At 67.6% G+C, this 26,428-nt stretch carries 31 protein-coding genes; 20 read left to right on the top strand and 11 right to left on the bottom strand.

The genetic code is table 11. The features are described 5' to 3' along the window. Positions 1-144 precede the first annotated feature (144 nt). The 3 genes from CQ039_RS10200 to CQ039_RS10190 all read left to right on the top strand — a co-directional run bounded on the left by CQ039_RS10200 (position 145) and on the right by CQ039_RS10190 (position 1,166). Positions 145-489: a YqjD family protein gene (locus tag CQ039_RS10200; protein WP_105562822.1), complete on the top strand. Its 345-nt coding sequence runs from the start codon at positions 145-147 to the stop codon at positions 487-489. Then, complete coding sequence (locus CQ039_RS10195; RefSeq protein ID WP_105562823.1) at positions 489-881, top strand: hypothetical protein; 393 nt, start codon at positions 489-491, stop codon at positions 879-881. The genes CQ039_RS10200 and CQ039_RS10195 overlap by 1 nt, the downstream gene beginning before the upstream one ends. Before the next feature lie 108 nt (positions 882-989). Then, on the top strand, positions 990-1,166 hold the full coding sequence (locus tag CQ039_RS10190) for a DUF1328 domain-containing protein (protein WP_105562824.1): 177 nt from the start codon (positions 990-992) through the stop codon (positions 1,164-1,166). 73 nt (positions 1,167-1,239) lie between these two features. Here CQ039_RS10190 and CQ039_RS10185 read toward each other — a convergent pair whose 3' ends face one another. Continuing rightward, on the bottom strand, positions 1,240-1,677 hold the full coding sequence (locus tag CQ039_RS10185; RefSeq protein WP_105562825.1) for a hypothetical protein: 438 nt from the start codon (positions 1,675-1,677) through the stop codon (positions 1,240-1,242). Positions 1,678-1,915: 238 nt separating this feature from the next. On the opposite strand from CQ039_RS10185, the gene groES reads away from it, so the two are divergent. Continuing rightward, positions 1,916-2,203, top strand: a complete 288-nt coding sequence (gene groES / locus CQ039_RS10180; protein WP_105562826.1) for a co-chaperone GroES — start codon at positions 1,916-1,918, stop codon at positions 2,201-2,203. A gap of 58 nt (positions 2,204-2,261) precedes the next feature. Next, the gene (groL, locus tag CQ039_RS10175; protein WP_105562827.1) at positions 2,262-3,905 is read left to right on the top strand and encodes a chaperonin GroEL; all 1,644 of its coding nucleotides are present in this window, start codon (positions 2,262-2,264) and stop codon (positions 3,903-3,905) included. A 227-nt stretch (positions 3,906-4,132) separates the two neighbouring features. Here groL and CQ039_RS10170 read toward each other — a convergent pair whose 3' ends face one another. Beyond that, entirely contained in the window at positions 4,133-5,077 is a 945-nt protein-coding gene (locus CQ039_RS10170; protein WP_105562828.1) for a LysR substrate-binding domain-containing protein, read from the bottom strand. Positions 5,078-5,166: 89 nt separating this feature from the next. Here CQ039_RS10170 and CQ039_RS16625 point away from each other — a divergent pair, with 89 nt between their 5' ends. After that, positions 5,167-5,313, top strand: coding sequence for a hypothetical protein (locus CQ039_RS16625; protein WP_158255991.1), 147 nt, complete (start codon positions 5,167-5,169; stop codon positions 5,311-5,313). Between the two features lie 124 nt (positions 5,314-5,437). After that, entirely contained in the window at positions 5,438-7,081 is a 1,644-nt protein-coding gene (locus CQ039_RS10165) for a leucyl aminopeptidase (RefSeq protein ID WP_105562829.1), read from the top strand. Between the two features lie 12 nt (positions 7,082-7,093). Here CQ039_RS10165 and greA read toward each other — a convergent pair whose 3' ends face one another. Next, a complete protein-coding gene (greA, locus tag CQ039_RS10160) occupies positions 7,094-7,570 on the bottom strand; it encodes a transcription elongation factor GreA (protein WP_105562830.1) in 477 nt (158 codons plus the stop codon). Between the two features lie 49 nt (positions 7,571-7,619). Here greA and CQ039_RS10155 point away from each other — a divergent pair, with 49 nt between their 5' ends. The 3 genes from CQ039_RS10155 (at position 7,620) to CQ039_RS10145 (ending at position 11,765) form a co-directional block, all read left to right on the top strand. After that, positions 7,620-8,843 (top strand): TIGR03862 family flavoprotein, encoded by a 1,224-nt coding sequence (locus tag CQ039_RS10155; protein WP_105562831.1) that lies wholly within the window; start codon positions 7,620-7,622, stop codon positions 8,841-8,843. Between the two features lie 92 nt (positions 8,844-8,935). After that, entirely contained in the window at positions 8,936-10,588 is a 1,653-nt protein-coding gene (locus CQ039_RS10150) for a M28 family metallopeptidase (protein WP_105562832.1), read from the top strand. Positions 10,589-10,619: 31 nt separating this feature from the next. After that, positions 10,620-11,765, top strand: coding sequence for a serine hydrolase domain-containing protein (locus tag CQ039_RS10145; protein ID WP_105562833.1), 1,146 nt, complete (start codon positions 10,620-10,622; stop codon positions 11,763-11,765). Here CQ039_RS10145 and CQ039_RS10140 read toward each other — a convergent pair. The 3 genes from CQ039_RS10140 to CQ039_RS10130 form a co-directional block, all read right to left on the bottom strand. Next, complete coding sequence (locus CQ039_RS10140) at positions 11,762-12,313, bottom strand: DUF4440 domain-containing protein (RefSeq protein ID WP_105562834.1); 552 nt, start codon at positions 12,311-12,313, stop codon at positions 11,762-11,764. The genes CQ039_RS10145 and CQ039_RS10140 overlap by 4 nt on opposite strands. 31 nt (positions 12,314-12,344) lie before the next feature. Further along, complete coding sequence (rarD, locus tag CQ039_RS10135; RefSeq protein ID WP_105562835.1) at positions 12,345-13,349, bottom strand: EamA family transporter RarD; 1,005 nt, start codon at positions 13,347-13,349, stop codon at positions 12,345-12,347. 111 nt (positions 13,350-13,460) lie between these two features. Further along, positions 13,461-14,507, bottom strand: coding sequence for an aspartate-semialdehyde dehydrogenase (locus tag CQ039_RS10130; RefSeq protein WP_105562836.1), 1,047 nt, complete (start codon positions 14,505-14,507; stop codon positions 13,461-13,463). A 159-nt stretch (positions 14,508-14,666) separates the two neighbouring features. Between CQ039_RS10130 and zapE the strand changes: the two genes are divergently transcribed. Then, entirely contained in the window at positions 14,667-15,797 is a 1,131-nt protein-coding gene (gene zapE / locus CQ039_RS10125; protein ID WP_105562856.1) for a cell division protein ZapE, read from the top strand. Positions 15,798-15,918: 121 nt separating this feature from the next. Here zapE and mdh read toward each other — a convergent pair whose 3' ends face one another. After that, positions 15,919-16,881, bottom strand: coding sequence for a malate dehydrogenase (gene mdh / locus CQ039_RS10120; protein ID WP_105562837.1), 963 nt, complete (start codon positions 16,879-16,881; stop codon positions 15,919-15,921). 141 nt (positions 16,882-17,022) lie between these two features. Between mdh and CQ039_RS10115 the strand changes: the two genes are divergently transcribed. The 7 genes from CQ039_RS10115 (at position 17,023) to CQ039_RS10085 (ending at position 22,352) form a co-directional block, all read left to right on the top strand. Continuing rightward, positions 17,023-17,769, top strand: a complete 747-nt coding sequence (locus tag CQ039_RS10115) for an EcsC family protein (RefSeq protein WP_105562857.1) — start codon at positions 17,023-17,025, stop codon at positions 17,767-17,769. After that, positions 17,766-18,182: an HIT domain-containing protein gene (locus CQ039_RS10110; protein ID WP_105562838.1), complete on the top strand. Its 417-nt coding sequence runs from the start codon at positions 17,766-17,768 to the stop codon at positions 18,180-18,182. Before CQ039_RS10115 ends, CQ039_RS10110 begins: the two co-directional genes overlap by 4 nt. Before the next feature lie 200 nt (positions 18,183-18,382). Next, a complete protein-coding gene (gene sdhC / locus CQ039_RS10105; RefSeq protein ID WP_105562858.1) occupies positions 18,383-18,760 on the top strand; it encodes a succinate dehydrogenase, cytochrome b556 subunit in 378 nt (125 codons plus the stop codon). Then, positions 18,757-19,155 (top strand): succinate dehydrogenase, hydrophobic membrane anchor protein, encoded by a 399-nt coding sequence (sdhD, locus tag CQ039_RS10100; protein WP_105562839.1) that lies wholly within the window; start codon positions 18,757-18,759, stop codon positions 19,153-19,155. Before sdhC ends, sdhD begins: the two co-directional genes overlap by 4 nt. Positions 19,156-19,162: 7 nt before the next feature. Next, positions 19,163-20,947: a succinate dehydrogenase flavoprotein subunit gene (sdhA, locus tag CQ039_RS10095; RefSeq protein ID WP_105562840.1), complete on the top strand. Its 1,785-nt coding sequence runs from the start codon at positions 19,163-19,165 to the stop codon at positions 20,945-20,947. Positions 20,948-20,961: 14 nt separating this feature from the next. Then, the gene (locus CQ039_RS10090; RefSeq protein WP_105562841.1) at positions 20,962-21,759 is read left to right on the top strand and encodes a succinate dehydrogenase iron-sulfur subunit; all 798 of its coding nucleotides are present in this window, start codon (positions 20,962-20,964) and stop codon (positions 21,757-21,759) included. Positions 21,760-22,031: 272 nt separating this feature from the next. After that, positions 22,032-22,352 (top strand): 2Fe-2S iron-sulfur cluster-binding protein, encoded by a 321-nt coding sequence (locus tag CQ039_RS10085; RefSeq protein WP_105562842.1) that lies wholly within the window; start codon positions 22,032-22,034, stop codon positions 22,350-22,352. 29 nt (positions 22,353-22,381) lie between these two features. On the opposite strand, the gene mmcB is transcribed toward CQ039_RS10085, so the two are convergent. From mmcB to thpR, 3 genes are all read right to left on the bottom strand, one after another. Next, positions 22,382-22,828, bottom strand: coding sequence for a DNA repair putative endonuclease MmcB (mmcB, locus tag CQ039_RS10080; protein WP_105562843.1), 447 nt, complete (start codon positions 22,826-22,828; stop codon positions 22,382-22,384). A 76-nt stretch (positions 22,829-22,904) separates the two neighbouring features. Then, positions 22,905-23,474: a GNAT family N-acetyltransferase gene (locus CQ039_RS10075; protein ID WP_105562844.1), complete on the bottom strand. Its 570-nt coding sequence runs from the start codon at positions 23,472-23,474 to the stop codon at positions 22,905-22,907. Further along, on the bottom strand, positions 23,471-24,010 hold the full coding sequence (thpR, locus tag CQ039_RS10070) for an RNA 2',3'-cyclic phosphodiesterase (protein ID WP_105562845.1): 540 nt from the start codon (positions 24,008-24,010) through the stop codon (positions 23,471-23,473). The genes CQ039_RS10075 and thpR overlap by 4 nt, the downstream gene beginning before the upstream one ends. A gap of 125 nt (positions 24,011-24,135) precedes the next feature. Here thpR and CQ039_RS10065 point away from each other — a divergent pair, with 125 nt between their 5' ends. Next, positions 24,136-24,885 carry a Bax inhibitor-1/YccA family protein gene (locus CQ039_RS10065; protein WP_105562846.1) on the top strand — a complete coding sequence of 250 codons (750 nt, stop codon included), beginning with the start codon at positions 24,136-24,138 and terminating at the stop codon, positions 24,883-24,885. Positions 24,886-24,940: 55 nt separating this feature from the next. On the opposite strand, the gene CQ039_RS10060 is transcribed toward CQ039_RS10065, so the two are convergent. Continuing rightward, positions 24,941-25,279, bottom strand: a complete 339-nt coding sequence (locus CQ039_RS10060; RefSeq protein ID WP_105562847.1) for a DUF2794 domain-containing protein — start codon at positions 25,277-25,279, stop codon at positions 24,941-24,943. 133 nt (positions 25,280-25,412) lie between these two features. Between CQ039_RS10060 and CQ039_RS10055 the strand changes: the two genes are divergently transcribed. Then, positions 25,413-26,210 (top strand): enoyl-ACP reductase, encoded by a 798-nt coding sequence (locus tag CQ039_RS10055; RefSeq protein WP_199183615.1) that lies wholly within the window; start codon positions 25,413-25,415, stop codon positions 26,208-26,210. Positions 26,211-26,428 lie beyond the last annotated feature (218 nt).

Raw genomic sequence — 26,428 nt, 5'->3', positions numbered from 1 at the left:
GGACGCCATAAGCGCGACGCCAGAAGGCGGTCACGCGACGGCCTTGGCTTGCGGCTTTGCAGGAACCTTGGTCCTTGGTGTGGCGTTCGGGGCGGGGGTTCTCTATTTAATCGTCAAGCTTACAAACCCAGCGGAGCGCGCATCATGGCCACGACCAAGGCTCGGGAAGACATCAAGAACGACCTGAAGACCCTCAAGGAGGATCTGAAGACCGGCGCGCGCGAGGAAACGCAGCGCCTGAAGGCCAAGGCCGCCGATGCCGAAGCCCGCCTGCGCGAGCAGGGCGACGAGCTGCGCGAAAAGGCGCGCGGCTACTACGACGACGCCCGCGTGCGCGGTCGTGAATATTACGACGACGCCGCCGAACGCTTCGAAGAAGCCCAGCGCTATGTCGTCGAGCGCGTGCAGGAACGTCCTGTGCAGTCCACCGCCATCGCCCTGGGCGTCGGCTTCGTTCTGGGCCTGCTCATCGCCGGTCGTCGCCGCTGATGCTCGGGCGGGGGCTGATCAACCGCGCCGTCGCGACCTTCATCGCGGGCGGCGCGGGCTTCGTGGCCATGGTCGCCCTGGGCGCCACGGTCTATTATCTTCTGGCTCTGGTCGTCGTGCCCCTCGCGGCGGCGGCCATCACCTCGGCCCTGTTCGCGGTGGTCGCCCTGATCATCGCCCTGGTCTTCGTCCGTCGCGCTCAGGGCGAGGACGACGAAGAGGATCAGGAGCCCGAGAGCCTGGGCATGCGCGCCTTCCACCTGTTCCAGGAACGCCCCCTGCTCGGCGCGGCGGCGGCCCTGGCAGGCGGCTTCATCTTCCTGCGCAATCCAGCTCTGGCCACCATGGTCGCGGCGGCCTTTACTGAAAAGAGCCGTCAGCGTCGTCGATAAAACGACGGAACGGTCAAGTCTTCGGGACGTTGTTATCGCCAGGTGGAACGATCGGCAAAGAGCCGTCGATGGTTTTACCTCCGTCAACAATGTTCCGGAGGACCGTCCATGCTTCGTTGGGCCATCATCTTCTTTATCATCGCTCTGGTCGCCGCCGTTCTCGGCTTCGGCGGCATCTCGGGCATGTCGTTCGAGATCGCCAAATTCATCGCCATCATCGCCGTGATCCTGTTCGTGGTCTCGCTGGTCATGGGCGGGATGCGCGGGCGCGGTCCGCGCGTCTGACCGCGCCGCTTCGCACACAATGAAAAAGGCCCCGGCGGACCGCCGGGGCCTTTCTTCTGTCTGGTGCCACGGCCTACCAGCGGCGGTCGTAGCGATAGTCGCGGCGGTTGTCGTGGCGGTCACGTCGTCCGTCATAGTGACGGTCGTAACGGTCGCGCCCATTGTAGCGGCCGTTGTTATAATAGCCGTCGCGGCTGTTGATGCCGTGGTCACGTTCCCAGTGGCCCTGGTTCCGATAGCAGCGGCCGCCGCGGTAATAGCTGCAGCCGTCGCGATCGCTGTCCGAGGACACGGCCCCCAGAGCCGCGCCGGCCAGGGCGCCGCCGGCGATATAGCGACCGTCGCCCTGACCGATCAGGGCGCCGGCGACGCCGCCGACGACAGCGCCGAGCACGGCGTCGCGGCCGGTGTTGTCGCGATCACGGTCGCGATAGGACTGGGCGGCGGCGGGGGTGGTCGCCAGCATCGTCAGAGCGATCGCGCCGACGCCGATCTTGGAAATGGTCTTCATGGCGGGCTCCTTTCGAAAGCCGGTTGATCCGTTGTCTCCCTTTTAGTCAGGCCCCGCTGAACGCCCTCAAGGGGTCTCGTTCATTTTCCAGTCATGTTCGGCGCCGAAATCCGAGGGCGCCGCCCTTGACGCTCCCCGACCCGCCCCCTAACTCCCGTCGCGTTAGCACTCGGGGAGGGCGGCTGCCAAAGCCGCAGGTTCCGAGGCTTAAACCGACATTCCATTGGGAGATCATCAGATGGCGTTTCGTCCTCTCGGCGACCGCGTGCTGGTCAAGCGCGTTGAAGAAGCTACCACCACCAAGGGCGGGATCATCATCCCCGACACGGCCAAGGAAAAGCCGCAAGAAGGCGAAGTGATCGCCGTCGGCAAGGGCGTCCGTGACGAAGACGGCGAGTTCGTCGCCCTGGACGTCGCCGTTGGCGACCGTATCCTGTTCGGCAAGTGGTCGGGCACGGAAGTGAAGATCGAAGGCGACGACCTGATCATCATGAAGGAATCCGACATCCTGGGCGTGCTGGCTTAATCGCCGCCCATCTGTCGTAGAATTCTTTCAATAAAAACATTCAGATAGGAGCAGGCTCATGGCTGCTAAGATCGTAAAATTCAACACCGACGCCCGCGACAAGATGCTGAAGGGCGTCAACGTCCTGGCTGACGCCGTCAAGGTGACCCTGGGTCCGAAGGGCCGCAACGTCGTGATCCAGAAGTCGTTCGGCGCCCCGCGCTCGACCAAGGACGGCGTCTCGGTCGCCAAAGAGATCGAGCTGGAAGACGCCTTCGAGAACATGGGCGCCCAGATGATCCGCGAAGTCGCCTCCAAGGCGAACGACAACGCGGGCGACGGCACCACCACCGCCACCGTCCTGGCTCAGGCCATCGTGCAAGAGGGCCTGAAGGCCGTCGCCGCCGGCATGAACCCGATGGACCTGAAGCGCGGCATCGACCAAGCCGTCGCCGTGGCCCTGGACGAGGTCAAGGCCATCTCCAAGCCGGTCTCCAACAACTCGGAAATCGCTCAGGTCGGCACCATCTCGGCCAACGGCGACGCTGAAATCGGCGAGCTGATCGCCCTGGCCATGGCCAAGGTCGGCAACGAAGGCGTCATCACGGTCGAAGAAGCCAAGACGGCTGAAACCACCGTCGACATCGTCGAAGGCATGCAGTTCGACCGCGGCTACCTGTCGCCCTACTTCATCACCAACGCCGACAAGATGGAGGTCGCCCTCGAAGAGCCCCTCATCCTGCTGCACGAGAAGAAGCTGACCTCGCTGCAGCCCATGCTACCGGTGCTGGAAGCCGTGGTTCAGTCGGGCCGTCCCCTGCTGATCATCGCCGAGGACATCGAAGGCGAAGCCCTGGCCACCCTGGTGGTCAACAAGCTGCGCGGTGGCCTGCGCGTCGCCGCCGTCAAGGCTCCGGGCTTCGGCGACCGCCGCAAGGCCATGCTGGAAGACATCGCCATCCTGACGGGCGGCCAGGTCATCTCGGAAGACCTGGGCATCAAGCTTGAGACCGTCACCCTCGACATGCTCGGCAAGGCCAAGAAGGTCCAGATCACCAAGGACGACACCACCATCGTCGAAGGCGCTGGCGAAAAAGACGGCATCGAAGCTCGCGTCGGCCAGATCAAGCGTCAGATCGAGGACACCACCTCGGACTACGACAAGGAAAAGCTGCAAGAGCGTCTGGCCAAGCTGGCCGGCGGCGTCGCCGTCCTGCGCGTCGGCGGTTCGACCGAAGTCGAAGTGAAGGAAAAGAAGGACCGCGTCGACGACGCCCTGAACGCAACCCGCGCCGCTGCCGATGAAGGCATCGTCCCGGGCGGCGGCGTGGCCCTGCTGCAAGCCTCCAAGAAGCTGGTCGACCTGAAGGGCTCCAACGCCGATCAGAACGCCGGCATCGCCATCGTCCGTCGCGCCCTGCAGGCTCCGATCCGTCAGATCTCGGAAAACTCGGGCGTCGAAGGCTCGATCGTGGTCGGCAAGGTCATGGACTCGACCGACGCCTCGTTCGGCTTCAACGCCCAGACCGAAGAATACGGCGACCTCGTCCAGATGGGCGTGATCGATCCGGCCAAGGTCGTCCGTTCGGCTCTGAAGTCGGCCGCCTCGGTCGCCGGCATCATGATCACCACGGAAGCCGCTATCGCCGACGCCCCCAAGAAGGGCGGCGCCGGCGCCCCCGACATGGGCGGCATGGGCGGCATGGGCGGCATGGACTTCTAAGTCCAAGCCAACCAACGCTGAGACGACAGAAGGGCGGGATCGAAAGGTCCCGCCCTTTTTCTTTGTGCTCTCCCTCCCCTTCATGGGGAGGGTGGTCGAAGCGAAGCGGAGACCGGGTGGGGAGGGCGTAGCGATACAGAGCGACGCACTTGAATAGCTGAAGCGCCCCCACCCGACTTCGGCCTGACGGCCTCAGCCACCCTCCCCATGAAGGGGAGGGAGAAGGATCAGGACCCTATTTCCCCCACTACGCGCCCGGCCAGCCGTGCCCCCTCCACCACGGCGGGGTCGGCCCGCGCGGTGTCCAGAATCCAGTCGCGAAAGCGGGCGATCTTGGGGGTCAGACGACGGGCGGGCGGGTAGCAGACCCAGTAGCCCTCGGCCAGGGCGACAGTCTGGGCGAACGGGCGGACCAGTTGGCCGCTTTCGATCTCGCGGGCGTAAAGGATAGGCGAGCCCAGGGCCACGCCCTGATCGCCCAGGGCCGCCGCCACCTCCATGGCCTGATTATCGGCGGACAGGCGCGGCGGCGGGGCGGTATCGGCCGGCGCGACCTCAGCGGCCGCGAACCAGGCCGTCCATTCGTACATCTCGCCCACCAGATGGGCGCGTTTCAGGTCGGCGGGGACCTTCAGGTCCAACCGGTCGCGCATGGCCGGGGTGCAGACCGGGGTGAAGAGGGCCGGGATCAGGAAGCGGCTCTCCATCCCCGGCCACCGGCCCGAGCCGAAGCGCAGGGCCACGTCCAGCCCATCGGCGCCCAGCATGGACAGGGTCGGGCTGGTGTCCACCCGCACCGCCAGATCGGGGTTATCGAGCTGGAAGGAGCCCAGCCGCGTCGCCAGCCACTGGGTCGCCAGGGTCTGCAAGGTCGTGATGGCCAGCACGCCCTGGTCGGCCTCGACCACGTCCGCCACCGCGCGCCGCAACAGGGTCATGGCCTCGATCGCCGCCGTGGCCAGCCGTTCGCCCTCGGGCGTCAGCGACACCTGTCGCGTCCCCCGCACGAACAGGGCCCGGTCCAGCCTCTGCTCCAGGTCGCGAATGCGCCAGCTGACCGCCGCCTGGCTCATGCCCAGGGCCTCAGCGGCGCGGGTGAAGCTGAGCAGCCGCGCGGCGGTCTCGAACACCCTGAGGGCGTCGACGGGAATGCGAGAGAGGACGTCAGTCATAAGCAAGCCTTATGCATGAACCGCGTTGTCTCGTTTGTGAACGCCCCGCGTCAACCGCATATTCAGGCCTCACGAAAGGAGGACGACCGATGGACTACATTTACAGCACTCATAAGGAACCCGCGTGGGGCTGGATCGGCGCCCTGCTGGACGCCCGCAAGCCCGCCGTGCCCGCAGCGACCAGGCTCGCCGCCAAGCCCGCGCCGAAGCTGCGCCCTCGCCGCGCCGCCGCCTGACCCGCCAACCACTACGCCGCGACAAGGCGTCGCGGATCGACACTCCGTCGCCGGAACGGTTTGCACCGTTCCGGCGACGCTGGCCATAAGAGCCCCTTCATCGACACCGAGGGGGCTCTGACCGATGCGCCGCACTGCCAATTTCTCGACCTTCGCCGCCGCTGCTGCTCTGGCCGCCGTCAGCCTGAGCGTCGCCCTGCCCGCCGAGGCCCAATCGCGTCGCGCGGCCGCTGCTGCAACGCCCGCCGCTCTGACGCCCCGCGCCGCCCCCGCCGTGCAGCGCGCCGTGACCTTCGCCGCCGCGCCCAGTCAGCCCTCGGGGGCCCTGGTTCTGCCTCTGGGCCCCGAAGCTGATCTGGCCACGCGCGGCGCGGCCCTGACCCCTGCCGTGCGCGAAGCCGTCGCCGCCGCCCTGAGCGCCGCCCGCTTTGACTACAAGGCCCGCCAGACCCTGAGCCTGCACGGCGTGGGCGGCTGGGACCGCATCCTGATCCTCGGCCTGCCCAGCGACGCCAAGGCCGCCGACGTCCAGACCGCTGGCATCGTCGCCGGCCGCGCCCTGATCGCCCAGCCCGGCGAAATGACCGTCCTGACCGCCGGCCTGTCCGCCGACAGCGCCGCCGAACTGGCGACGGGCCTCGGCCTCGGCCAGTATCGTTCCGACCTGCACCGCACCACGGGCCGCGACGCCGCGGCGCCCGGCGGTGCGACGTTCGTCGCCGATGATGCGCCCGCCGCTCAAACCCACTACCGGCGCGGCGCGGCTCTGGTCGAGGCCATGGCCTGGACCCGCGACGTGTCCAACGAACCCGCCAACGTCATCTATCCCGAGAGCTTCGTCGAGCGCGCCCGCGCGGCCTTCGCCGGGGTTCCCGGCGTCGAGATCGAGGTTCTGGACGTGCCCGCCATGCAGGCCCTCGGCATGGGGTCGCTGCTGGGCGTCGGCCAGGGTTCGCCGCGTCCGCCGCGCCTGCTGGTGGTGCGCTATCGTGGTCAGGGCGCGCCCGACGCCGGTCCGGTCGCCCTGCTGGGCAAGGGCATCACCTTCGATTCCGGCGGCATCTCGATCAAGCCGGGCACCAGCATGGGCAATATGAAGATGGACATGTCGGGCGCCGCCAGCGTCGTCGGCGCCGTCCTGGCCTTGGCCAAGGCGGGCGCCCCGGTCGACGTGGCCGCGGTCGCGGCTCTGGCTGAGAACATGCCTGACGGCAACGCCATCCGTCCCGGCGACGTCCTGACCGCCATGAACGGCAAGACCATCGAGATCATCTCGACCGACGCCGAGGGGCGTCTGGTTCTGGCTGACGCCGTGGTCTGGGCCGACACCCGGCTGGACCCCGCCGCCATCGTCGACGTGGCCACCCTGACCGGCTCGGTCGGCGGCGCCCTGGGCAATGACTATGCCGGTCTGTTCAGCCGTCACGACGCCCTGGCCGACCAGTTGAAGACAGCGGGCGACGCCACCGGCGAACGCCTGTGGCGCCTGCCGCTGCACCCCTCCTATGTGGGGGCGACCAGCACCCCGATCGCCGACATCAAGAACTCGGGCGAGGGCGGCGCGGGCGCGGGCACCGGCGCCCACTTCATCGGCTATTTCGCCCGCCCCGAGACGCCCTGGGCCCATCTCGACATCGCCAACATGGCCTATGGCGCCGCCAACGACGTCAAGCCGGCCGGGTCTGCGGGCTTCAGCGTCCGCCTGCTGGAGCGCTTCGTGCGGGACTTCCAGCCGGTGGCGAAAGTGAAGGGAACCGGCGGCTTCTAGGCCGCCGCACCCTCAATCGACGGCGACGATCTCGACCGACTGGCCAGCCACGCTTGCTTCGTCGCCGACCCGCTTGCCCATCAGGGCGCGGGCCAGGGGCGAGACGTGGCTGACGCTGCCCTGGGCCGGATCGGCCTCGTCCTCGCCGACGATGCGCCAGGTCTGGGTCCGGCCGTCCTCGCGCTCGATGGTCACCGCGCCGCCGAAGCGCACCCGACCGTCCGGCGTCGTTTCCAGCAGTTGCGCCGAGGCCCGCCGCGCCGACCAGTAGCGCAGGTCGCGCGTGGCGCGGGCCATGGCCGTGCGGTCCGCCTCGATCGCGCCCTTGACCTGCGCCCCCGAATAGGCCGCCCGCGCCGCAGCCAACTCGGCCTCGATCATGGCCAGCCCCTCGGACGTGACGTGGTTCGGGTGGGGCGAGATCGGGCGGTCCACCAGGTCGGCGGCCGTGGCTTCCAGATCTTCTTCTCGGGTGAAGGCGACGCTCATAAGGACAGAGCGTATGCCGTTCGCGAGCGTTCCGGTCTAGGAAGGCCTGATGACCGACGCCCCCTCCCCCCTTTTCTCCACTGTCGCCGTGATCGGCGCCGGCCCCGCCGGATTGATGGCCGCCGAACGCCTGGCCACTGCGCGCCTGCGCGTCACCGTACATGAGCGGATGCCCTCGGTGGGGCGCAAGTTCCTGCTGGCCGGACGTGGCGGGCTGAACCTGACCCATTCGGAGGCGCTGGAGCCCTTCCTCGACCGCTACGGCCCCGCGCGCGACCGCGTCGCCGCGTGGCTGACCGCCTTTTCCCCCGCCGACCTGACCGCCTGGGCCGAGGGCCTGGGACAGGAAACCTTCGTCGGCTCGTCGGGCCGGGTCTTCCCCAAGACCATGAAGGCCTCGCCCCTGCTGCGCGCCTGGCTGGCGCGGCTTGAAGGACTGGGCGTCGAGATCCGCACGCGCTCGCGCTGGACCGGCTGGAAAGACGGCGCGCTCGCCTTCGACACCCCAGAGGGCGAGCGGCTGGAACGGCCCGACGCCGTGGTGCTGGCGCTCGGCGGCGCTAGCTGGGCCCGGATGGGGTCCGACGCCGCCTGGGTTCCCGAGCTGGAAACGGCGGGCGTCGCCGTCGCTCCCTTCCAGCCCTCCAACGTCGGCTTCGACGTCGCCTGGTCGCCCCTGCTGCGCGACCGTTTCGCCGGCCAGCCGGTGAAAGGCGTCGCCCTGAGCCACGCCGGGCGCACGGTGCGCGGCGAGGCCATGATCGCCGCCTATGGCGTCGAGGGCGGCGGCGTCTACGCCCTGTCGGCGGGCCTGCGCGAGGCCATCGCCCGTGACGGCAAGGCCGAACTGACGCTGGACCTGCGCCCCGACATCAGCCGACAGGCTCTGACCCAGAAGCTGCTGAAGCCGCGCGGCAAGGACAGCCTGTCCAACTGGCTGAGGAAGATCGTCCATCTCGACCCCGCCGCCATCGCCCTGCTGCGCGAAGACGGCCCCTTGCCGACCGAGCCCGGTCCGCTGGCGGCCCGCATCAAGGGCGTCAGCCTGACCCTGACCGGGGCGCAGGGCCTGAGCCGCGCGATCTCCTCGGCCGGGGGCGTGACGCTGGACGCCGTGGACGACCGCCTGATGCTCAAGGCCCGGCCAGGCGTCTTCCTTGCCGGCGAGATGCTGGACTGGGAGGCCCCGACTGGCGGCTATCTGCTGCAGGCCGCCTTCGCCTCGGGCGTCATGGCTGCGACCGGGGTGGGAGTCTGGCTGCAAACGCGCTGATGGCTCACGGCTGATCGACCAAGGCCGGGGGTCGACAGCAGAGCCGCGAGGGGGCAGCGTGTTCACCTTCTCCAGCTGATCGAGTGCGCTTCATGTCGATGTCCCGTTCCGCCGCCTTCGGCCTGATCGCCGTTCTGATGACCTCGACTTCGGTCTTGGCGCAAACGGCCCCGCTCGGGCGTGTCGATCCGATCCGCCTCAGCGAGGCGACGCGGGTCCTGGCCTCGGACGAATTCGAAGGTCGCGCCCCGGTCACGCCAGGCGAGGACAAGACCATCGAATGGCTGACGCAGCAGTTTCAGGCGCTCGGACTGGAGCCCGGCGGTCCCGACGGGTCCTGGGTGCAGGTGGCCCAGGTCAGCCGCACCAGCCAGGACGGCCCGGCGGCCATCAGCGTGACCGCCAACGGCCAGACCACGGCCCTGCAACGCGCCACCGACGTCATTGTCTCCTCCGACCGGCCGGTCAGCCACATCACGCTCACCGACGCGCCCCTGGTCTTCGTCGGCTACGGCGTCGATGCGCCCGAGCGCAACTGGGACGACTACAAGGGCGTCGATCTGCGCGGCAAGATCATGCTGGTCCTGGTCAACGACCCCGACTTCGGCGCACCGGAAGGCCATCCGGTGTCGGGCAAGTTCGATGGTCAGGCCATGACCTTCGCCGGGCGCTGGACCTACAAGTTCCAGGAGGCCGCGGCGCAGGGCGCGGCGGGCGTTCTGGTCATCCATGACACGGCGGGAGCGGGTTACCCCTGGTCCACGCTGGAGAATTCCTCGGTCGCGCCCAAGTTCGACATCGTCCGCGCCGACCCGGACAAGGAACGCGTGGCGGCCCAGGGCTGGATCCAGGGCGCCGTGGCCGAGAAGCTGTTCCAGGACGCCGGGCTCGACTTCGCCGCACTGAAGGCTCAGGCCCGCACCCCTGACTTCCTGCCAGTGACGCTGGACGGCGTGACCATGTCCATCGACTTTGGCCAAAAGGCCGACCGGGTGCAGACCCGCAACGTCATGGCCCGCCTGCCGGGCACGACCCACCCCGACGAGACGGTCATGTTCGGCGCCCACTGGGACGCCTATGGCCGCGCCACGCCCAAGAACGGCGACGACATCTATAACGGCGCCGTGGACAATGCGACCGGCGTGGCGGCCGTGCTCGAGCTGGCCCGCCTGTTCGCCGAGGGGCCGCGCCCCGAACGCTCGACCGTCTTCGTCAGTTGGGCGGCCGAGGAGACGGGCCTGCTGGGGGCCGAATACTACGCCGCCAATCCGGTCTGGCCGCTGGAGACCACGGTGGCCAACATCAATATGGACAGCCTGCTGCCGGGGACCGAGATCGACCCCAACATCGTCGTCATCGGCGCGGGCAAGAATGATCTGGACGACCGGCTGGCTGTCTTCGCCGGACGCGAAGGCCGCCGCCTGATCCCCGATCCCGCGCCCCAGGCCGGCGCCTTCTATCGCTCGGACCACTTCCCGCTGGCGAGGAAGGGCGTGCCCGCCCTGTTCGCCGCCGCCGGCTTCACCGGCCATAACGCCGCCAGCCGCGACTATGTCGCCAACCGCTATCATCAGCCTACGGACGAATGGACGCCGGAGTGGAAGATGGACGCCGCCGCCGCCGATGTTCAGCTGCTCTATGAGGTCGGTTCCGCCCTGGCCAATTCGCGCGACTGGCCCGCGTGGAAGCCGGGCGACGAGTTCGAGGCGGCGCGGGCGGCCTCGGCGGCGGCGCGCAAGCCGTGACCTGAAGGACCTGACGCGCTAGATCCCGATCATGACTGACTTGCCCGAAATCCACGGCCTCTGCCCCGCCCGTTTCAACGCGGTGAAGGACGCCTTCGCCGCCAACTTCGTAGATGCCCCCGAGAGCCTCAACGAGCTGGCGGCGCGCTTCAGCGTGACCATTGACGGCGAGGTGGCGGTGGACCTGTGGGCCGGATCGGCCGATCTGGCGGGCAAGACGCCCTTTACTGACAGGACCCTGGTTCCGGTCTTCTCGACCGGCAAGGCGGTCATGGCCCTGATGATCGGGCGCTGCGTGGACAAGGGCCTGCTGTCCTATGAGGACCGGGTCGCCGACCATTGGCCGGCCTTTGGCGCGGCGGGCAAGGACGCGCTGACTGTCGGCCAGTTGATGAGCCATCAGTCGGGCCTGCCGGGCTTTTCCGACGGGGTCGAACCCGAGATCTGGTTCGACCGGCAGGCCGTGCTGGACAGGCTGGCGGCCCAGGCCCCCTTGTGGGAGCCGGGCACGGCGTCAGGCTATCACCCCATCACCATCGGCTATCTGGCGGGCGAGCTGTTCCGCATCGTTGATGGGCGGAGCATGGGGACGGCCCTGCGCGAGGACTTCGCCCAGCCGTTCGACCTCGACCTGTGGATCGGCCTGCCCGAGAGCGAGCACGGTCGCGTGGCCCAGCTGCGCAAACCGGCGGCGGCGCCCGACCTTGGACCCATCGACGCGATCAAGAAGGCCGCCTTCCTCGACCGGGGCTCGGCGCCGGGCGGGCGCGGCTCGACCGAATGGCGCATGGCGGAAATCCCCTCGGCCAACCTGCATGGCACCGCCAGGGACCTGGCGCGGATGATGTCGGTGGTCGCCACGGGCGGCGCCCTGGATGAGCTGCCGGTCCTATCTCAGGAGACCCTGACCCAGGCGACGCGCGAGCGCATCCACGGCCAGGACAAGGTCCTGCCCTATGTCATGAGCTGGGCGGCGGGCTTCACCCGCAACCAGGGCCTGAACGTCTTCGGCCCCAATCCGGCGGCGGTCGGTCACTGCGGCTGGGGCGGGTCGATGGCCTTCGCCGATCCGGCGACAGGAGTTTCGGCGGCCTATGTCATGACGCGTCAGTCGCCGCATCTGATCGGCGACCCGCGCGCCCTGCGGCTGGTTGAGGCGCTCTACGCGAACCTTTAGGCGTCCGCCCCCCAGGCCAGTTGATCGTGGACGATGCGCCAACCGTCCTCGGTGCGGCGCAGGACGCGGGTGAACAGGCCCCGATCGGTCTTGCCCTCGCGGCGCATGACCACCCGACCCGAGACCACTGTGGTGTTGACGTCGAACTGCAGGGTCTCGAACCACTCATAGGTCATCTGGCCCAGGCCGCCGGGCTGGGCGGCGCGGGCCTGAAGCGCCGCACGTACGCTGTCCGGCCCCTTCAGCGGCGTGTCGCCGAGGAAGACCAGCAGGGGCTCGTCCTGGACATAGGTGGCCATGACCGCCTCGACGTCGCCCGAAGACCAGGCCTCGGCGGCGGCGTCCAGAGTGTTGCTGACGGCGTCGAAGGTCTCGGCCGTCGTCGGCACGACCACCGGCGGGGCGAGCGGCGCTGGCGCCTCGCTCCGGGCGGTGCGGATGACTTCGTCGCCCCCTCCCTGCATGCCGACGCTCTGGGCGCAGGCGGACGTTCCGGTCGCCAGGGCGACGGACAAGACGAGGGCGGCGAGAGAGCGGGCGCGGATCATCAGCCCTTCTAGGCTGGAACGGCCGCCAATCTCAACGCGGGGCGCGCGCTTCCTGATCCAGGGCCGCCATGCGGTCCTCGGCCGGGTCGTCCAACAGACCCGGTTCCGGGGCGACGATGGTCTCGGCGGTGCGGCTGGCCCGGCGCACCTTTACGACCGCCCCCACGGCGAAGACGGCGGCGCCCAGCCAGATGAAGGCAAAGGAGGCGATGCGCAAAGCGCCGAGAGCTTCGCCCTGCATCATGCCGATAAAGAAGACGATGGTCGGGGCCAGGAACTGCAGGAAGCCCATGCTCGACAGGGGCATGCGCCGCGCCGCCCAGGCGAAGAGAGCGAGCGGGATGACCGTGGCCGGGCCGGCGAACAGCAGCCAGAAGGTGGCGGCCGGCGAGGTGGTGAAGTGGCCTTGCCCCGTCGCCTCGATGAAGACGACCCAGGCCAGACCCGGCGCGGCCAGCAGCAGGCATTCCATGAAGAGGCCGGTCTGGGCCTCGACCGAGACGCGCTTTCGGATGATGCCATAGCCGGCAAAGCTGAAGGCCAGCAGCAGCGACACCCAGGGCGCGTGCCCCAGGGCCAGGGTCTGCAGCACCACCCCGACGGCGGCCAGACCGATGGCGGCGGCGCCGAAACGATCGATCCGTTCACGGAACAACCAGGCCCCGGCGGCCATGTTGAGCAGGGGGTTGAGATAGTAGCCGAGCGAAGCGTCCAGAGTCCGCCCGTTGTTCACCGCCACGACATAGGTCGTCCAGTTGGTCGCGATCAACACCGCCGACAGGGCCAGCCAGCCCAGGACCTTGGGCTGGCGGAAGACGGCGACCACCTGGCTCCACTGACGCGCGAGCAGCACCAGCAGCAAAGCCCACAGCACGCCCCAGACGGCGCGGTGGCCCATGATCTCCCAGGCGTCGGCGCCCTGATGCGCCATCTGCTGGAAGACCAGGGGGATGAAGCCCCACAGCAGATAGCAGCCCACCCCCGCCATCAGGGCGGCGCGGGCTTCGGACGAGGTCGCAGAGGGGGACGCGGTCACAGGGCGGACCTTTCGGCCTCCGCCGCGCCAAACGCGACGGAGACTTGGAGAGGATACGAAACGAGCCTCAAGCAGCCCCGCGGCGCCCGCGGGGCGTTAGGCCCCCTTCACTTAGACACTCAGGCTGCGGTAGCCGCTGGACGGGGTGATGACGCCGGTTTCGTCCAGCAGTTGGGCGATCTGGACGGCGTTCAGGGCCGCGCCCTTGCGCAGGTTGTCCGACACCACCCAGAACGACAGGCCGTTCTCAACGGTCGGGTCCTTGCGGATGCGGCTGACATAGACGGCGTGCTCGCCGGCGGCGTCGACGGGGGTGATGTAGCCGTCGTGCTCCAGCTTATCGATGACCAGGACGCCGGGCGCCTCGCGCAGGATCTCGCGGGCCTCGTCCGGCTCGATCGGGCGATCGAACTCGACCGTCACGGCTTCCGAGTGACCGACGAAGACCGGCACGCGGACGCAGGTCACGGTCAGCTTGATCGAGGGGTCGATCATCTTGTGCGTCTCGTCCCACATCTTGGCTTCCTCGTCGGTGTAACCGTCGTCGCGGAAGGAGCCGATGTAGGGGATGACGTTGAAGGCGATCTGCTTGGGGAACTTCTTGGGCGTGGCGTCGCCCAGGCCGTAGATGGCCTTGGTCTGGTTCCACAGCTCGTCCATGCCTTCCTTGCCGGCGCCCGACACGGATTGATAGGTCGAGACCACCACGCGCTTGGCCTTAGCCGCGTCATGCAGGGGCTTCAAAGCCACGACCAGTTGGGCGGTCGAGCAGTTGGGGTTGGCGACGATGTTCTTCTTGCGCGCCAGCTTGACCGCGTCGGGGTTCACCTCGGGCACGATCAGCGGCACCTCGGGGTCCATGCGGAAGGCCGAGGAGTTGTCGATGACGATGGGACCGGCCTTGCCGATCTTTTCCGACCAGGCCTTGGACACCGAGCCGCCGGCGCTCATCAGAACGACGTCGACGGTGGAGAAGTCGAACTGCTCCAGGTCCTCGCACTTCAGCGTCTTGTCGCCGAAGGCGACCTCCACGCCCTTGGATTTTCGTGAGGCGATCGCGTGCATCTTCTCAACGGGGAAGTTCAGTTCCTCGATGATGTTCATCATTTCACGACCGACATTGCCGGTGGCGCCAACGACGGCGACGCGATAGCCCATGATCAGAATATCCTTAGAAGGGGCGCTGGGGAGAAAAGCGGTTCTGCATTTGGGTCTTTCGCAAGCGCGAAGCAACCAGTTTTCACCAAATTCCTGCTTCAAGAGGCAAGAAGCGCCCTCGCCTTCCCTGATCCGCCCCATGGGGCTATGCCGCTGACCATGACTTCTCGCATTCGCAACGCCTACGACATCCGCGTCGAAGAGGGCGTCATCGCCCCCGATCCAAAGCAGCTGGAGCTGCTGACCGCGCTGGAACGGCTGGAGGCGGACCTGTCGAAGAAGGGCCTGTTCGGCCGCCCGCCCGAGGTCAAGGGCATCTACATCTGGGGCCCGCCCGGCCGCGGCAAGTCCATGCTGATGGACCTCTTCTACTCGGCCACGCCCGAGCAGAAGAAGGTGCGCGCCCACTTCCACGCCTTCATGGCCCGCATCCACGACCTGGTGAAACAGTGGCGCGAAGGCGACGCCCGCACGCGCAAGGCGGTGTTCGGCACGAGCAAGGGCGACGACCCCATTCCGCCGATCGCGGCCCTGATCGCTTCGGAAGCGCGGCTGCTGTGCTTTGACGAACTTCAGGTCACCGACATCGCCGACGCCATGATCCTGGGCCGGCTGTTCGAGGCCCTGTTCGAAAAGCGGGTGGTGCTGGCGGTCACCTCGAACCGCGCGCCCGAGGACCTCTACAAGAACGGCATCAACCGCCAGCTCTTCCTGCCCTTCATCGACATCCTGCGGCAGCGCTGCGAGGTGGTGGAGACGGCCGGCGCCCGCGATTTCCGCCTGGACCGGATGGCCGGGGCCAAGGTCTGGTTCTCGCCGCTGGATGATGCGGCGCGCTCTGGCTTCGAAACCCTGTGGTCGGACCTCAAGGGCGGCGAGCCCGAGGAGCCGGCAGCCCTGCCCGTCTTGGGGCGGCAGGTCCGGGTTCAGCGCACGGTCGGCGGCATGGCGCGCGCCACCTTCAACGAGCTGTGCGGTTCGCCCCTGGGACCGCAGGACTATCTGGCCATCGCCCGGCGTTTCCACACCCTCTTCCTGTCCGACGTGCCGACGTTGAGCCCGGCCAACCACCACGAGGCGCGGCGGCTGGTGACCCTGATCGACGCCCTCTACGAGGCCAAGACCCGGCTGGTGGTCCTGGCCGAGGCCGAGCCTGAGAGCCTCTACGCCGAGGGCGTCGGGGCCTTTGAGTTCGAACGCACGGTGTCGCGCCTGAACGAGATGCGCAGCGCCTCGTGGCTGGAGCAGAGAGCCGATGACGACGCGGCCCCGGAGCCGGTTCACGCCTGAACCAGCCCCTGGCGCATGAAAAAGGGCCGCCCCCCGAAGGTGCGGCCCTTTCCAATTCCATACGCCTATGCGCTCAAGCAGCGAGGCTCCGCGAGCCGAGCGATAGCGCCCCTTCGCTGGCTTAAGCCAGCGAAGGCTCAATGTCCTTGCAAGCCTGGATCAGGCCGTTCACCGACTCGACCGACTTGGCGAACATGGCCTTTTCTTCGTCGTTGGTGGTGAACTCGACGATCTTCTCGACGCCGGCGGCGCCGATCAGGGCCGGGACGCCGACGTAGAGGTCGGACAGGCCGTACTCGCCCGACAGCCAGACGGCGCAGGGCAGGACGCGCTTCTGGTCCAGCAGGTAGGAGCGGGCCATGGCGATGGCCGATTCAGCCGGAGCGTAGAAGGCCGAACCGGTCTTCAGCAGGGCCACGATCTCGCCGCCGCCCTTGCGGGTGCGCTCAACGATGGCGTCCAGTTCGGCTTGCGTCAGGAAGCCGGCGGCGACAGCGTCCGGCAGCGGCAGGCCGCCCACGGTCGAGTGGCGCACCATCGGCACCATGTCGTCGCCGTGACCGCCCAGGGTCCAGGCGTTGATGTCCTGCACCGAGACGCCGGTCTTTTCAGCCAGGAAGTAGGCGAAGCGAGCCGAGTCCAGAACGCCGGCCATGCCGACAACCTTCTCCTTGGGCAGGCCAGAGAACTTCTGCAGAGCCCAGACCATGGCGTCGAGCGGGTTGGTGATGCAGATGACGAAGGCGTTGGGGGCGTGTTGCTTGATGCCCTCGCCGACGGCCTTCATGACCTTGAGGTTGATGCCGATCAGATCGTCGCGGCTCATGCCCGGCTTACGCGGCACGCCGGCGGTGACGATGCAGACGTCGGCGCCGGCGATGTCAGCGTAGTCGTTGGCGCCCTTGAGGGCCACGTCCTGACCGAAGACGGCCGAGGCCTCGGCGATGTCGAGGGCTTTGCCTTGCGGCGTGCCTTCGGCGATGTCGAACAGGATAACGTCGCCCAGCGCTTCGCGCGCGGCCACGTGGGCCAGGGTTCCGCCGATCATACCGGCGCCGATAAGGGCGATCTTCGCGCGAGCCATGCAGGTCTCTCCAGGTCGATGTTGCGTGTGCGAACGTTACTCGATGGCGGGCGGTCTAGACCCGCAAGGGAGCGGGAGCAAGCGCCGGGCGTTGCGCCTTTGGTCGGCCCCTGCGAGGGTCGCCGCATCCAGAGGGGCATGATGACCGCCACAGAAGACGACCGCCAATATGAAGCCCGCGTCCTGGCGGAAGCTGAAGCCTGGCGAGAACGCCAACTACGCCGTCCCGGCCTGTGGGACATGACCACCCGCGCGACGCAGGACCGCATCAACAAGATCATCCCCGAGCGGGTGCATCAGATCGTCACCTCCGGCGTCGAACTGACGACGCGGGGCATCATGGCCGGGGCCGAATGGACCACAGCCAAGCCCCTGCTGCATGGCGACCTGAGGACGCGCGAAGACCTGATCCGCACCCGCATCGACCTCTATCGCACCACGGCCAGCGCCGAGGGCGGGGTGGCGGGGGCCGGCGGCTTCCTGCTGGCGGCGGCCGACTTCCCGGCCTTGCTGGCCATCAAGGTCAAGCTGCTGGCCGAGATCGGCGCCCTCTATGGCCATTCGGGCAAGAGTCTTGCTGAGCGCCTCTATCTGCTGCGCATCTTCCAGCTGGCCTTTTCCAGCGCCCGGCATCGACCCGAGGCCCTGTCCGCGTTGGAGGCGGCGGGACGCGGCCTGCACCAGCCCGAACGCATCCAGGACTTCGACTGGCGCAAGTTCCAACTGGAGTATCGCGACTACATCGACCTGGCCAAGCTGGCCCAGTTGATCCCCGTCATCGGGGCGCCGGTCGGGGCCGTGGTCAACTGGCGGCTGACCACCCGGCTGGCGATGACGGCGATGAACGCCTATCGCCTGCGCTGGTTCGAGGACGAGCATCTGACATGACTGACTTCAAAGCTGACCCCGCCTTCGAGGCCGGCTCCGTCTTCGCCGCCGACTGGCCCCTGTGTCAGGTGCGGCTACAGGACGACGCGCGTCTTCCCTGGCTGATCCTGCTGCCCCGCGTGGGCGGCGCGGCCGAGCTGGACGATCTGAGCCGTGATCAGCGCGCGGTCCTGATGGATGAAGTGGTGCGGGCGGGCGAGGTCGTGCGCGCCCTGGCCGAGGCGGCGGGGCGGCCCATCGACAAGCTGAACACGGCGGCCCTGGGCAATGTCACGCGCCAGCTTCACGTCCATGTCGTGGGGCGTCGTCGCGACGACGGCCTGTGGCCCGATCCGATCTGGGGGCGGCCCGGCGCCGTGCCTCTGTCGGCGGACAATAAAGCCGCCCTGTTGCGAGCGATTCGCGAGGCCTGATCAGGAAAACGCGATCCGCAGCGCTTATACGGCCCGGTTCGTTGACACTCGGCCTTTGCGGTCACTAAAGCCTATCGCACTGCAACCGGACCTGTTTTTCCACAGGTTTTTTGAGAATCATTCGCATGTCGAACCTTCCCCAGGGTGCGGGCGACCCGACTGGCCGCTACGTCCGCCATCCCAATGGCCATGTGGCGCCGATGTCGCCCTTCACCGACATCTGGCGGTGGCACATCACGATGACGGCCTCCATCCTGTTCCGCGTCACCATCGGCGCGGCCACGGTCGGCGCGATTCTGCTGCTGGCCTGGATCGCGGCGGTCGCCGCTGGTCCCGAGGCCTACGCCAAGGTTCTGGCCTGCTCGGCCTCGCCGTTCGGCCTCTTCATCTGGTTCGGCCTGTCGCTGGTGGTCTTCTCCTTCCTGCTGAACGGCGCCCGCCACCTGATCAACGACGCCGGCAAGGGCCTTGATCTGAAGTCCGCCAATCTGATGGCCAATATCGCGGTCTGGGGCCCTCTGGTCGTAACCGTGCTGTTCTGGGTCGTCCTGTTCGCCGCCGGAAAGGTTTCGCTGTGAGCGCCGCCCCCAAGTTCAAGAACCATGTGAAGATCTCCGAGCGCCACGGCGCCGGCGAATGGATGATCGAGAAGCTGGCGTTGGCGGCCCTGATGCCGCTGGGCCTGTGGGTCCTGTCGAGCGCCTTCACCCTGGCCGGCGCCGGCTATGAGGCCGTCCTCGCCTGGTTCGGCAATGCGCTCAACGCCGGCCTGCTGGGCCTGACCGCCATCGTCTTCTTCCTGTTCGCCAGCCTGGCCTGGAAGGTGATCATCGAGGACTACGTCCCGACGCCCTCGGCCCGGACGACCCTGATCAACCTGTCGAACCTCGTCTTCCTCGTGCTGGCCGCCGCCAGCATCTTCTTCATCGTGCGTGTGGCGATGGGCTCCGCCCCGCTGCCCGCCGGAGTTTGATCCCGCCATGGCTGCTTACGAGCTTATCGATCACGAATACGACGTCGTCGTCGTCGGCGCGGGCGGTTCGGGCCTGCGTGCGGCCCTCGGCGCCGCCCAGCAGGGCCTAAAGGTCGCCTGCGTCACCAAGGTCTTCCCCACGCGCTCGCACACCGTGGCCGCCCAGGGCGGCATCTCGGCCTCGCTGGGCAATATGGGCGAGGACAGCTGGCAGTGGCACATGTACGACACCGTCAAGGGGTCGGACTGGCTGGGCGACCAGGACGCCATCGAATACCTGGTCCGTAACGCGCCCAAGGCCGTTTACGAGCTGGAACACTGGGGCGTGCCCTTCAGCCGCACCGAAGAAGGCAAGATCTACCAGCGCGCCTTCGGCGGCATGACCCGCAACTTCGGCGAAGGCCCCGTGCAGCGCACCTGCGCCGCCGCCGACCGCACCGGCCACGCCATCCTGCACACCCTGTACGGCCAGTCGGTCCGCCGGGAAGTGAAGTTCTTCGTCGAATACTTCGCCCTGGACCTGATCATGCAGGACGGCGCCTGCACCGGCGTCACCGCGCTTCAGCTCGACACCGGCCAGATGCACCAGTTCCGCGCCAAGATGGTGGTGCTGGCGACCGGCGGTTACGGCCGCGCCTACTTCTCGGCCACCTCGGCCCACACCTGCACCGGCGACGGCAACGCCATGGTGCTGCGCGCCGGCCTGCCCCTGCAGGACATGGAGTTCGTGCAGTTCCACCCGACCGGCATCTATGGCGCCGGCTGCCTGATCACCGAGGGCGCCCGCGGTGAAGGCGGCTATCTGACCAACTCCGAGGGCGAGCGCTTCATGGAGCGCTATGCGCCGACCGTGAAGGACCTGGCCCCGCGCGACATGGTTTCGCGCTCCATGACCATCGAAATCCGCGAAGGCCGCGGCGTGGGTCCGAACAAGGACCACATCTTCCTGCATCTGGACCACCTGGATCCCAAGATCCTGCACCAGCGCCTGCCGGGCATTTCGGAGTCGGCCAAGATCTTCGCCGGCGTCGATGTGACCAAGGAGCCGATCCCGGTCCTGCCGACGGTCCACTACAACATGGGCGGCATCCCGACCAACTATCACGGCGAGGTGCTGACCCTGCGCGACGGCAACCCCGACAGCGTGGTTCCGGGCCTGATGGCCGTGGGCGAGGCCGCCTGCGTCTCGGTGCACGGCGCCAACCGTCTGGGCTCCAACTCCCTGACCGACCTGGTGGTGTTCGGCCGCGCCGTCGGCCTGCGCTGCGGTGAAGTGGTCGACAAGACCTCGGCCGTCCCCGCCGCGCCCAAGGCCCAGACCGACGCGCATCTGGCGCGCTTCGACCGCTTCCGCAACGCCTCGGGTTCGACGCCCACGGCCCACCTGCGTCTTGAGATGCAGCGCGCCATGCAGTCGGACGCCGCCGTCTTCCGCACCGGCAAGACCCTGGACGAGGGCGTCGCCAAGCTGCGTTCGATCGACGCCGCCGGCGCCGACATCAAGACGACCGACCGCGGCCTGATCTGGAACACCGACCTGATCGAGACGCTGGAATACGACAACCTGATCGCTCAGGCCCTCGTGACCATCGAAGGCGCGGCCAACCGCACGGAATCGCGCGGCGCCCACGCCCGCGAGGACTTCCCCGATCGCGACGACGTCAACTGGATGAAGCACACCCTGGCGTGGAAGCGTCCGGGCGAAGGCGTCCAGATCGATTACCGTCCGGTCCACAAATACACGATGACCGACGACGTCTCGTACATCGAGCCCAAGGCTCGGGTTTACTAAGGGAGAGCAGAGAAATGGTTCAACTCACCCTCCCGCGCGGCTCCAAGCCCACGACCGGCAAGGTCCACAAGGCCCCGGCCGGCGCCAAGAACGTCAAGACCTACAAGGTCTATCGCTATGACCCGGAAACGGATTCCGATCCGCGCTGGGACAGCTTCGAGGTCTCGTCCGACGATCACGGCCCCATGCTTCTGGACGCCCTGATCCACATCAAGAACGAGATCGACCCGACCCTGTCGTTCCGTCGCTCGTGCCGTGAAGGCATCTGCGGCTCCTGCTCGATGAACATCGACGGTCGCAACACCCTGGCCTGCACCAAGGGCATGGACGAGTGCTCGTCGCACAACATCACCATCGCCCCCCTGCCCCACCAGCCGGTGGTCAAGGACCTGGTGACGGACCTGAGCCTCTTCTACGCCCAGTACGACTCGATCCAGCCCTACCTTCAGTCCGACGAGCCGGACCCCGAGAAAGAGCGTCTGCAGTCGCCCGCCGACCGCGAGAAGCTGGATGGCCTCTATGAGTGCATCCTGTGCGCCTGCTGCTCGACCTCCTGCCCCAGCTACTGGTGGAACCAGGAAGAGTACCTCGGCCCGGCGGCCCTGCTGCAGTCCTACCGCTGGATCTCGGACAGCCGCGATGATGCGACCCAGAAGCGCCTCGACGACCTCGAGGACCCCTTCAAGCTGTATCGCTGCCACACGATCATGAACTGCGCCCAGGTCTGCCCCAAGGGTCTGAACCCGGCCAAGGCGATCGCCGAGACCAAGAAGCTGATGGTCGCGCCAAGCCGCAAGCGCGCGGCGGCCTAAGCCTTCAGGTTTCGCCATCCGAACAGCCCCCGGCACCGTCAGGCTCCGGGGGTTTTTCATGCGCAATTTCCATATGCCGTCACCCCGGACGCCCCGCAGGGGTGATCCGGGGCCTAGGCGTTTCATCAGGCTGGGGCGGAGCGGTTTCTGGCGCCTGGGTTCCAGGTTCGCTTCGCGCCCCGGAATGACGGCAGGAGTAGGCGGAGCGGCTCGATCGCTTTTTCATCGCCGCCCGGGCTTGCCTACAACGCGGCCTGGGCTAAGACGCCTGCATGGCCAAGATCACCTACATCGAGCACGACGGGACCGAGCACACGGTCGAGGTCAAGAACGGCCTGTCCGTCATGGAAGGCGCGATCCGCAACAATGTCCCGGGCATCGACGCCGACTGCGGCGGCGCCTGCGCCTGCGCCACCTGCCACGTCTATGTCGACGAGGCCTTCGCGGCCGAGACGGGCCGCCCCTCGGCCATGGAGGAGTCCATGCTCGACTTCGCCGAGAACGTCGAGCCGAACAGCCGCCTGTCCTGCCAGATCCGCGTCAGCGACGACCTGGACGGCCTGATTGTCCGCCTGCCCGAAAACCAGCACTGACGCCAAGCACGAGGCCCCGGCGCCGGGCCTCAGTCGCGCATCGTCCTGAGCGCGCCCAGCCGGGCGAAGGCCAGGGTCAGGGCCTTCCTGCGCGCGGGCGCCAGCGGCGTGACCGGAGCCGCGCGCACCACCGCCCCGCCAAAACCGTCGGCGACGATCAGGCCCGGCTCGTCGGGCAGGACGCCTTGCGGAAACTCCGGCGCGACGGCGAAGTAGAAGGCGTCGCAGAACGGCCCGTATTCCTGCCATTTGCGGTCGACGCGATAGTCGTCCACACCTGACTTCACCTCGCAGATGACGACGTCGCCCTTGGGCCCCAGGGCCATGACGTCGGCCCGCCGCCCATTGGGCAGGCAGACCTCCAGCAGGGGCGCATAGCCCATATCCAGCATCAGCCGCGCCGCGCCGCGTGTGACCGACAGGGTGGTCTCGGGACGGCTGAAGACCAGTTCGAGGTGCAGGGCAGAGGCGGCCATACGCCTTTATGTTCCGCCTATGTTCTCGCCGCAAGCGCCACTGCTTTCCCATCGCTGCGCGACAGGGAAGGAAAGATCAGAGACCCAGAGCCTTGCGGTTCACCCGCCACTCTTCGCGCGTCTGACCCCACAGGTTGACCGGATGGTGCTGGAAGGGCGGCGGCATGGCGCCCGGCCCGCGATTGCTGGAGCCCAGCCGCAGGGCCACCTTTTCCGAGCCCAGGTTGTCGGGGTCGATGCAGTGGATGACGTCGTCCCAGCCCAGGACGTCGAAGGCGTAGTCCATGCTTGCGGCGGCGGCCTCGACCGCATAGCCCTTGCCCGTGGCGTCGCGGTGCAGGCTCCAGCCCACCTCGCGGCCCGGCCAGCTATAGGGATGCAGCGGGCCGATGCGGCCCATCCAGTTTCCCGTCGCCTTCTCGATCAGCGAGAACATGCCCTCGCCCTGAAGGGCCCACATGCCGGCCACCGAGGCCATGGCGCGCCAGACCTCGTGCTTCGACTGCACCCCGCCGATGAAACGCGTCGTCTCCGCATCGCTCATGAAGTCGGCCCAGCGTGGAAAATCCTCCAGCGTCGGCGGGCGCAGGAACAGGCGCTCCGTCTCCAGCGTCGGGCCTAAAGGCGAGGTCGGGCGGTCGATCACAACAGATACTCCCGCTCCAGCGAATAGACGCTGCCGTCGCCCGTCAGGACGCTGGAATAGAGGCCGAAGCGGTCGATGCGGATCGGCGGCGAATGCAGCAGGTTGTGGCCGGTGATCCAGGCACCGATGCGATCCGGGTTCGCCTGCGGTTTCAGATAGGCCAGGGTCACATGGGGTCGGTATTCGCGCTTCTCGGGCGGGACGCCCGCCCGCTCACCCGCCGAACGGCAGCGCCCAGCCAGGACGTTCAGCGCCTCCGACCGCTCCAGCCCGGCCCACAGGGTATGGGTGCGGTGGGCGTCGCCAAAGGCCCCGACGCCGTTCAGGGTGATCTCGAAGGCCCCGCCGCCCTCGGCCCGGCTCAGTTCCGAGGCCAGATCGTCGGCCGTCCGTTCCGACGCCTCGCCATAGAAGGCCAGGGTCACATGCAGGGCGTCCAGCGGCCGCCAGCGCGCGCCGGGCAGGCCAGACTGACGGCGCTGAAGTGTCTCGGCGACGTCTTCCGGGATCGAGATGGCGGTGAACAGGCGCAACATGCGACCCTTGGTAGCGGGCGGAACGTGTGTTCGGAAGACGGGTTTTCCTTGCAAGGCGGGCCGTCCGTCCCGATATTTCCCGTCAAGGTCGGCATTTGCCGTCCACTTAGGAGACTTCTTTCGCGATGAGCGATTTCAACAACGGCTATGCGCGCCCGCTTCCGCAGTCGGCGGACATGTCCGTCGACGCTGGTCTGCGCGCCTTCATGCTCGGCGTTTACAACAAGCTGGCCCTCGGCCTCGTGGTCGCCGGCGCCCTCGCCTACATCACCGGCAACGTGCCCGCCGTGCAGCAACTGCTGTTCGCCCGCACCGACGACGGCCGCATCGGCCTGACCCTGCTGGGCATGATCATCCAGTTCTCGCCCCTGGTCATGCTGTTCGGCGCCATGTTCTTCATGAAGAACCCGACGGCCAAGGGCGTCAACATGCTCTACTGGGCCGTGGTTTCGACCATCGGCGCGGGTCTGGGCGTCCTGTTCCTGCGCTACACCGGCGGTTCGCTGGCCTCGACCTTCTTCGTCACGGCGGCGGCCTTCGGCGGTCTCAGCCTAGTCGGCTACACGACCAAGAAGGACCTGACGGCCATGGGCAGCTTCCTGATCATGGGCGTGATCGGCCTGGTCATCGCTTCGCTAGTGAACATGTTCATGCAGTCGGGCACGTTGTACCTGATCATCTCGGCGCTCGGCGTTCTGATCTTCTCGGGTCTGATCGCCTATGACACCCAGCGCCTGAAGATGACCTACTACGCGCTCGGCGGTAATCAGGAAGCCATGGGCGTGGCCACGGGCTTCGGCGCCCTGAGCCTGTTCATCAACTTCGTGAACCTGTTCCAGTTCCTGCTGGCCTTCATGGGCGGCAGCCGGGAATAGAAGTCGGCGACGGCTGAGTTCGGAGAGGCCCCGACGGAAACGTCGGGGCCTTTTTCTATTCCACCACGCTGAACCTGCGGCTGTCGAACACCCGCAGCACCTGCGCCAGGTCCCGCCCGCGCTTCAGCACATGGCCGCCCTCGCCGATCACCGCCCACTGCCCCTGTTTCAGGCGCAGAGCCGGGCGCTTCTCGATCCGATAGAGCGGCGCGTCGCCCGAGCGGCGAAAGACGGCGAACTCGGCGACTTCCTTGTGACCGATCATGGCGTAGTCGCGCCATTCCCCGGCGGCCACCATGCGGCCATAGACCCGCAGAACCAGCCCCAGCTCCTGCCGATCAAAGAAGACCGGGCCCGGCTGCGAGGCGTCGGAACTGTGCGGATCAAGGCTCATCGTCACTCAACTTAGGAGGCTGCGCGCCGAACGCCAGCGGCGCCGCGACTTGTCACCCGCTCGCCACGCGTCCAAAAGGCGGTTCAAGTTCAGATACGGAGACGAACCCATGGCGACGAGCGAAGGCTGGGATATGCCCACCGGCGACCTGATGAAGGGCAAGAAGGGCCTGATCATGGGGGTGGCCAACTCCAGTTCCATCGCCTGGGGCATCGCCTCGCAGCTGGCCGCCCAGGGCGCCGAGCTGGCCTTCACCTACCTGGGCGAAAGCCTTGAGCGCCGCGTGCGCCCCCTGGCCGAGAGCGTCGGCGCCAAGCTGCTGATCCAGGCCGACGTCACCGACGACGCCTCGATGGACAAGGCCTTCGAGGAGCTGGAAAAAGAGTTCGGCACGATCGACTTCGTCGTCCACTCGGTGGCCTTCGCCAACAAGGACGAGCTGAAGGGCTCCTTCGTCGACAACACCACGCGCGACAGCTTCCTGCTGGCCATGAACATCTCGGCCTTCAGCTTCGTCGATGTGGCCAAGCGTTCGGCCAAGCTGATGCCCAACGGCGGCTCGATGATCACCCTGACCTACCTGGGTTCGGAACGGGTCATCCCCAACTACAACACCATGGGCGTGGCCAAGGCCGCCCTGGAAGCCGCGACCCGCTACATCGCCCGCGACCTGGGTCCCAAGAACATCCGCGTCAACGCCATTTCGGCCGGCGCGATGCGCACCCTGTCGCTGGCCGGCATCTCGGGCGGACGCGGCCTGCATTCCAAATCGGCGCAGTTCTCGCTGATCAAGGAAGAGACCTCGATGGAGGGCGTCGCCGGCGCCGCCCTGTGGCTGTGCTCGGACCTGGGCCGCTCGACCACGGGCGAGGTTGTCCACGTCGACGCCGGCTTCCACGCCGTCGGCCTGCCGGACGACGTCGAGGGCTAACTCGGCCGGGTTCTGGAACTGAAAGGGCCGTCGGGAAACCGGCGGCCCTTTTTGTTGGCTCTCTCAACTCCCTTCCCCCTCGAGGGGGGAAGGGTCGGGGATGGGGGTGAGGACACGACATTGAAGGTGAAGCGCATGAGGCGGCGCCCTCCCTGCACACCAGGACGCCGCCTGCCTTCACCCCCACCCAACCCTCCCCCCTCGAGGGGGAGGGCTTT

It is taken from the genome of Brevundimonas sp. MYb52, from assembly GCF_002979535.1.
Lineage (GTDB): Bacteria > Pseudomonadota > Alphaproteobacteria > Caulobacterales > Caulobacteraceae > Brevundimonas.
This window is presented reverse-complemented; position numbering and strand designations above follow the sequence as displayed.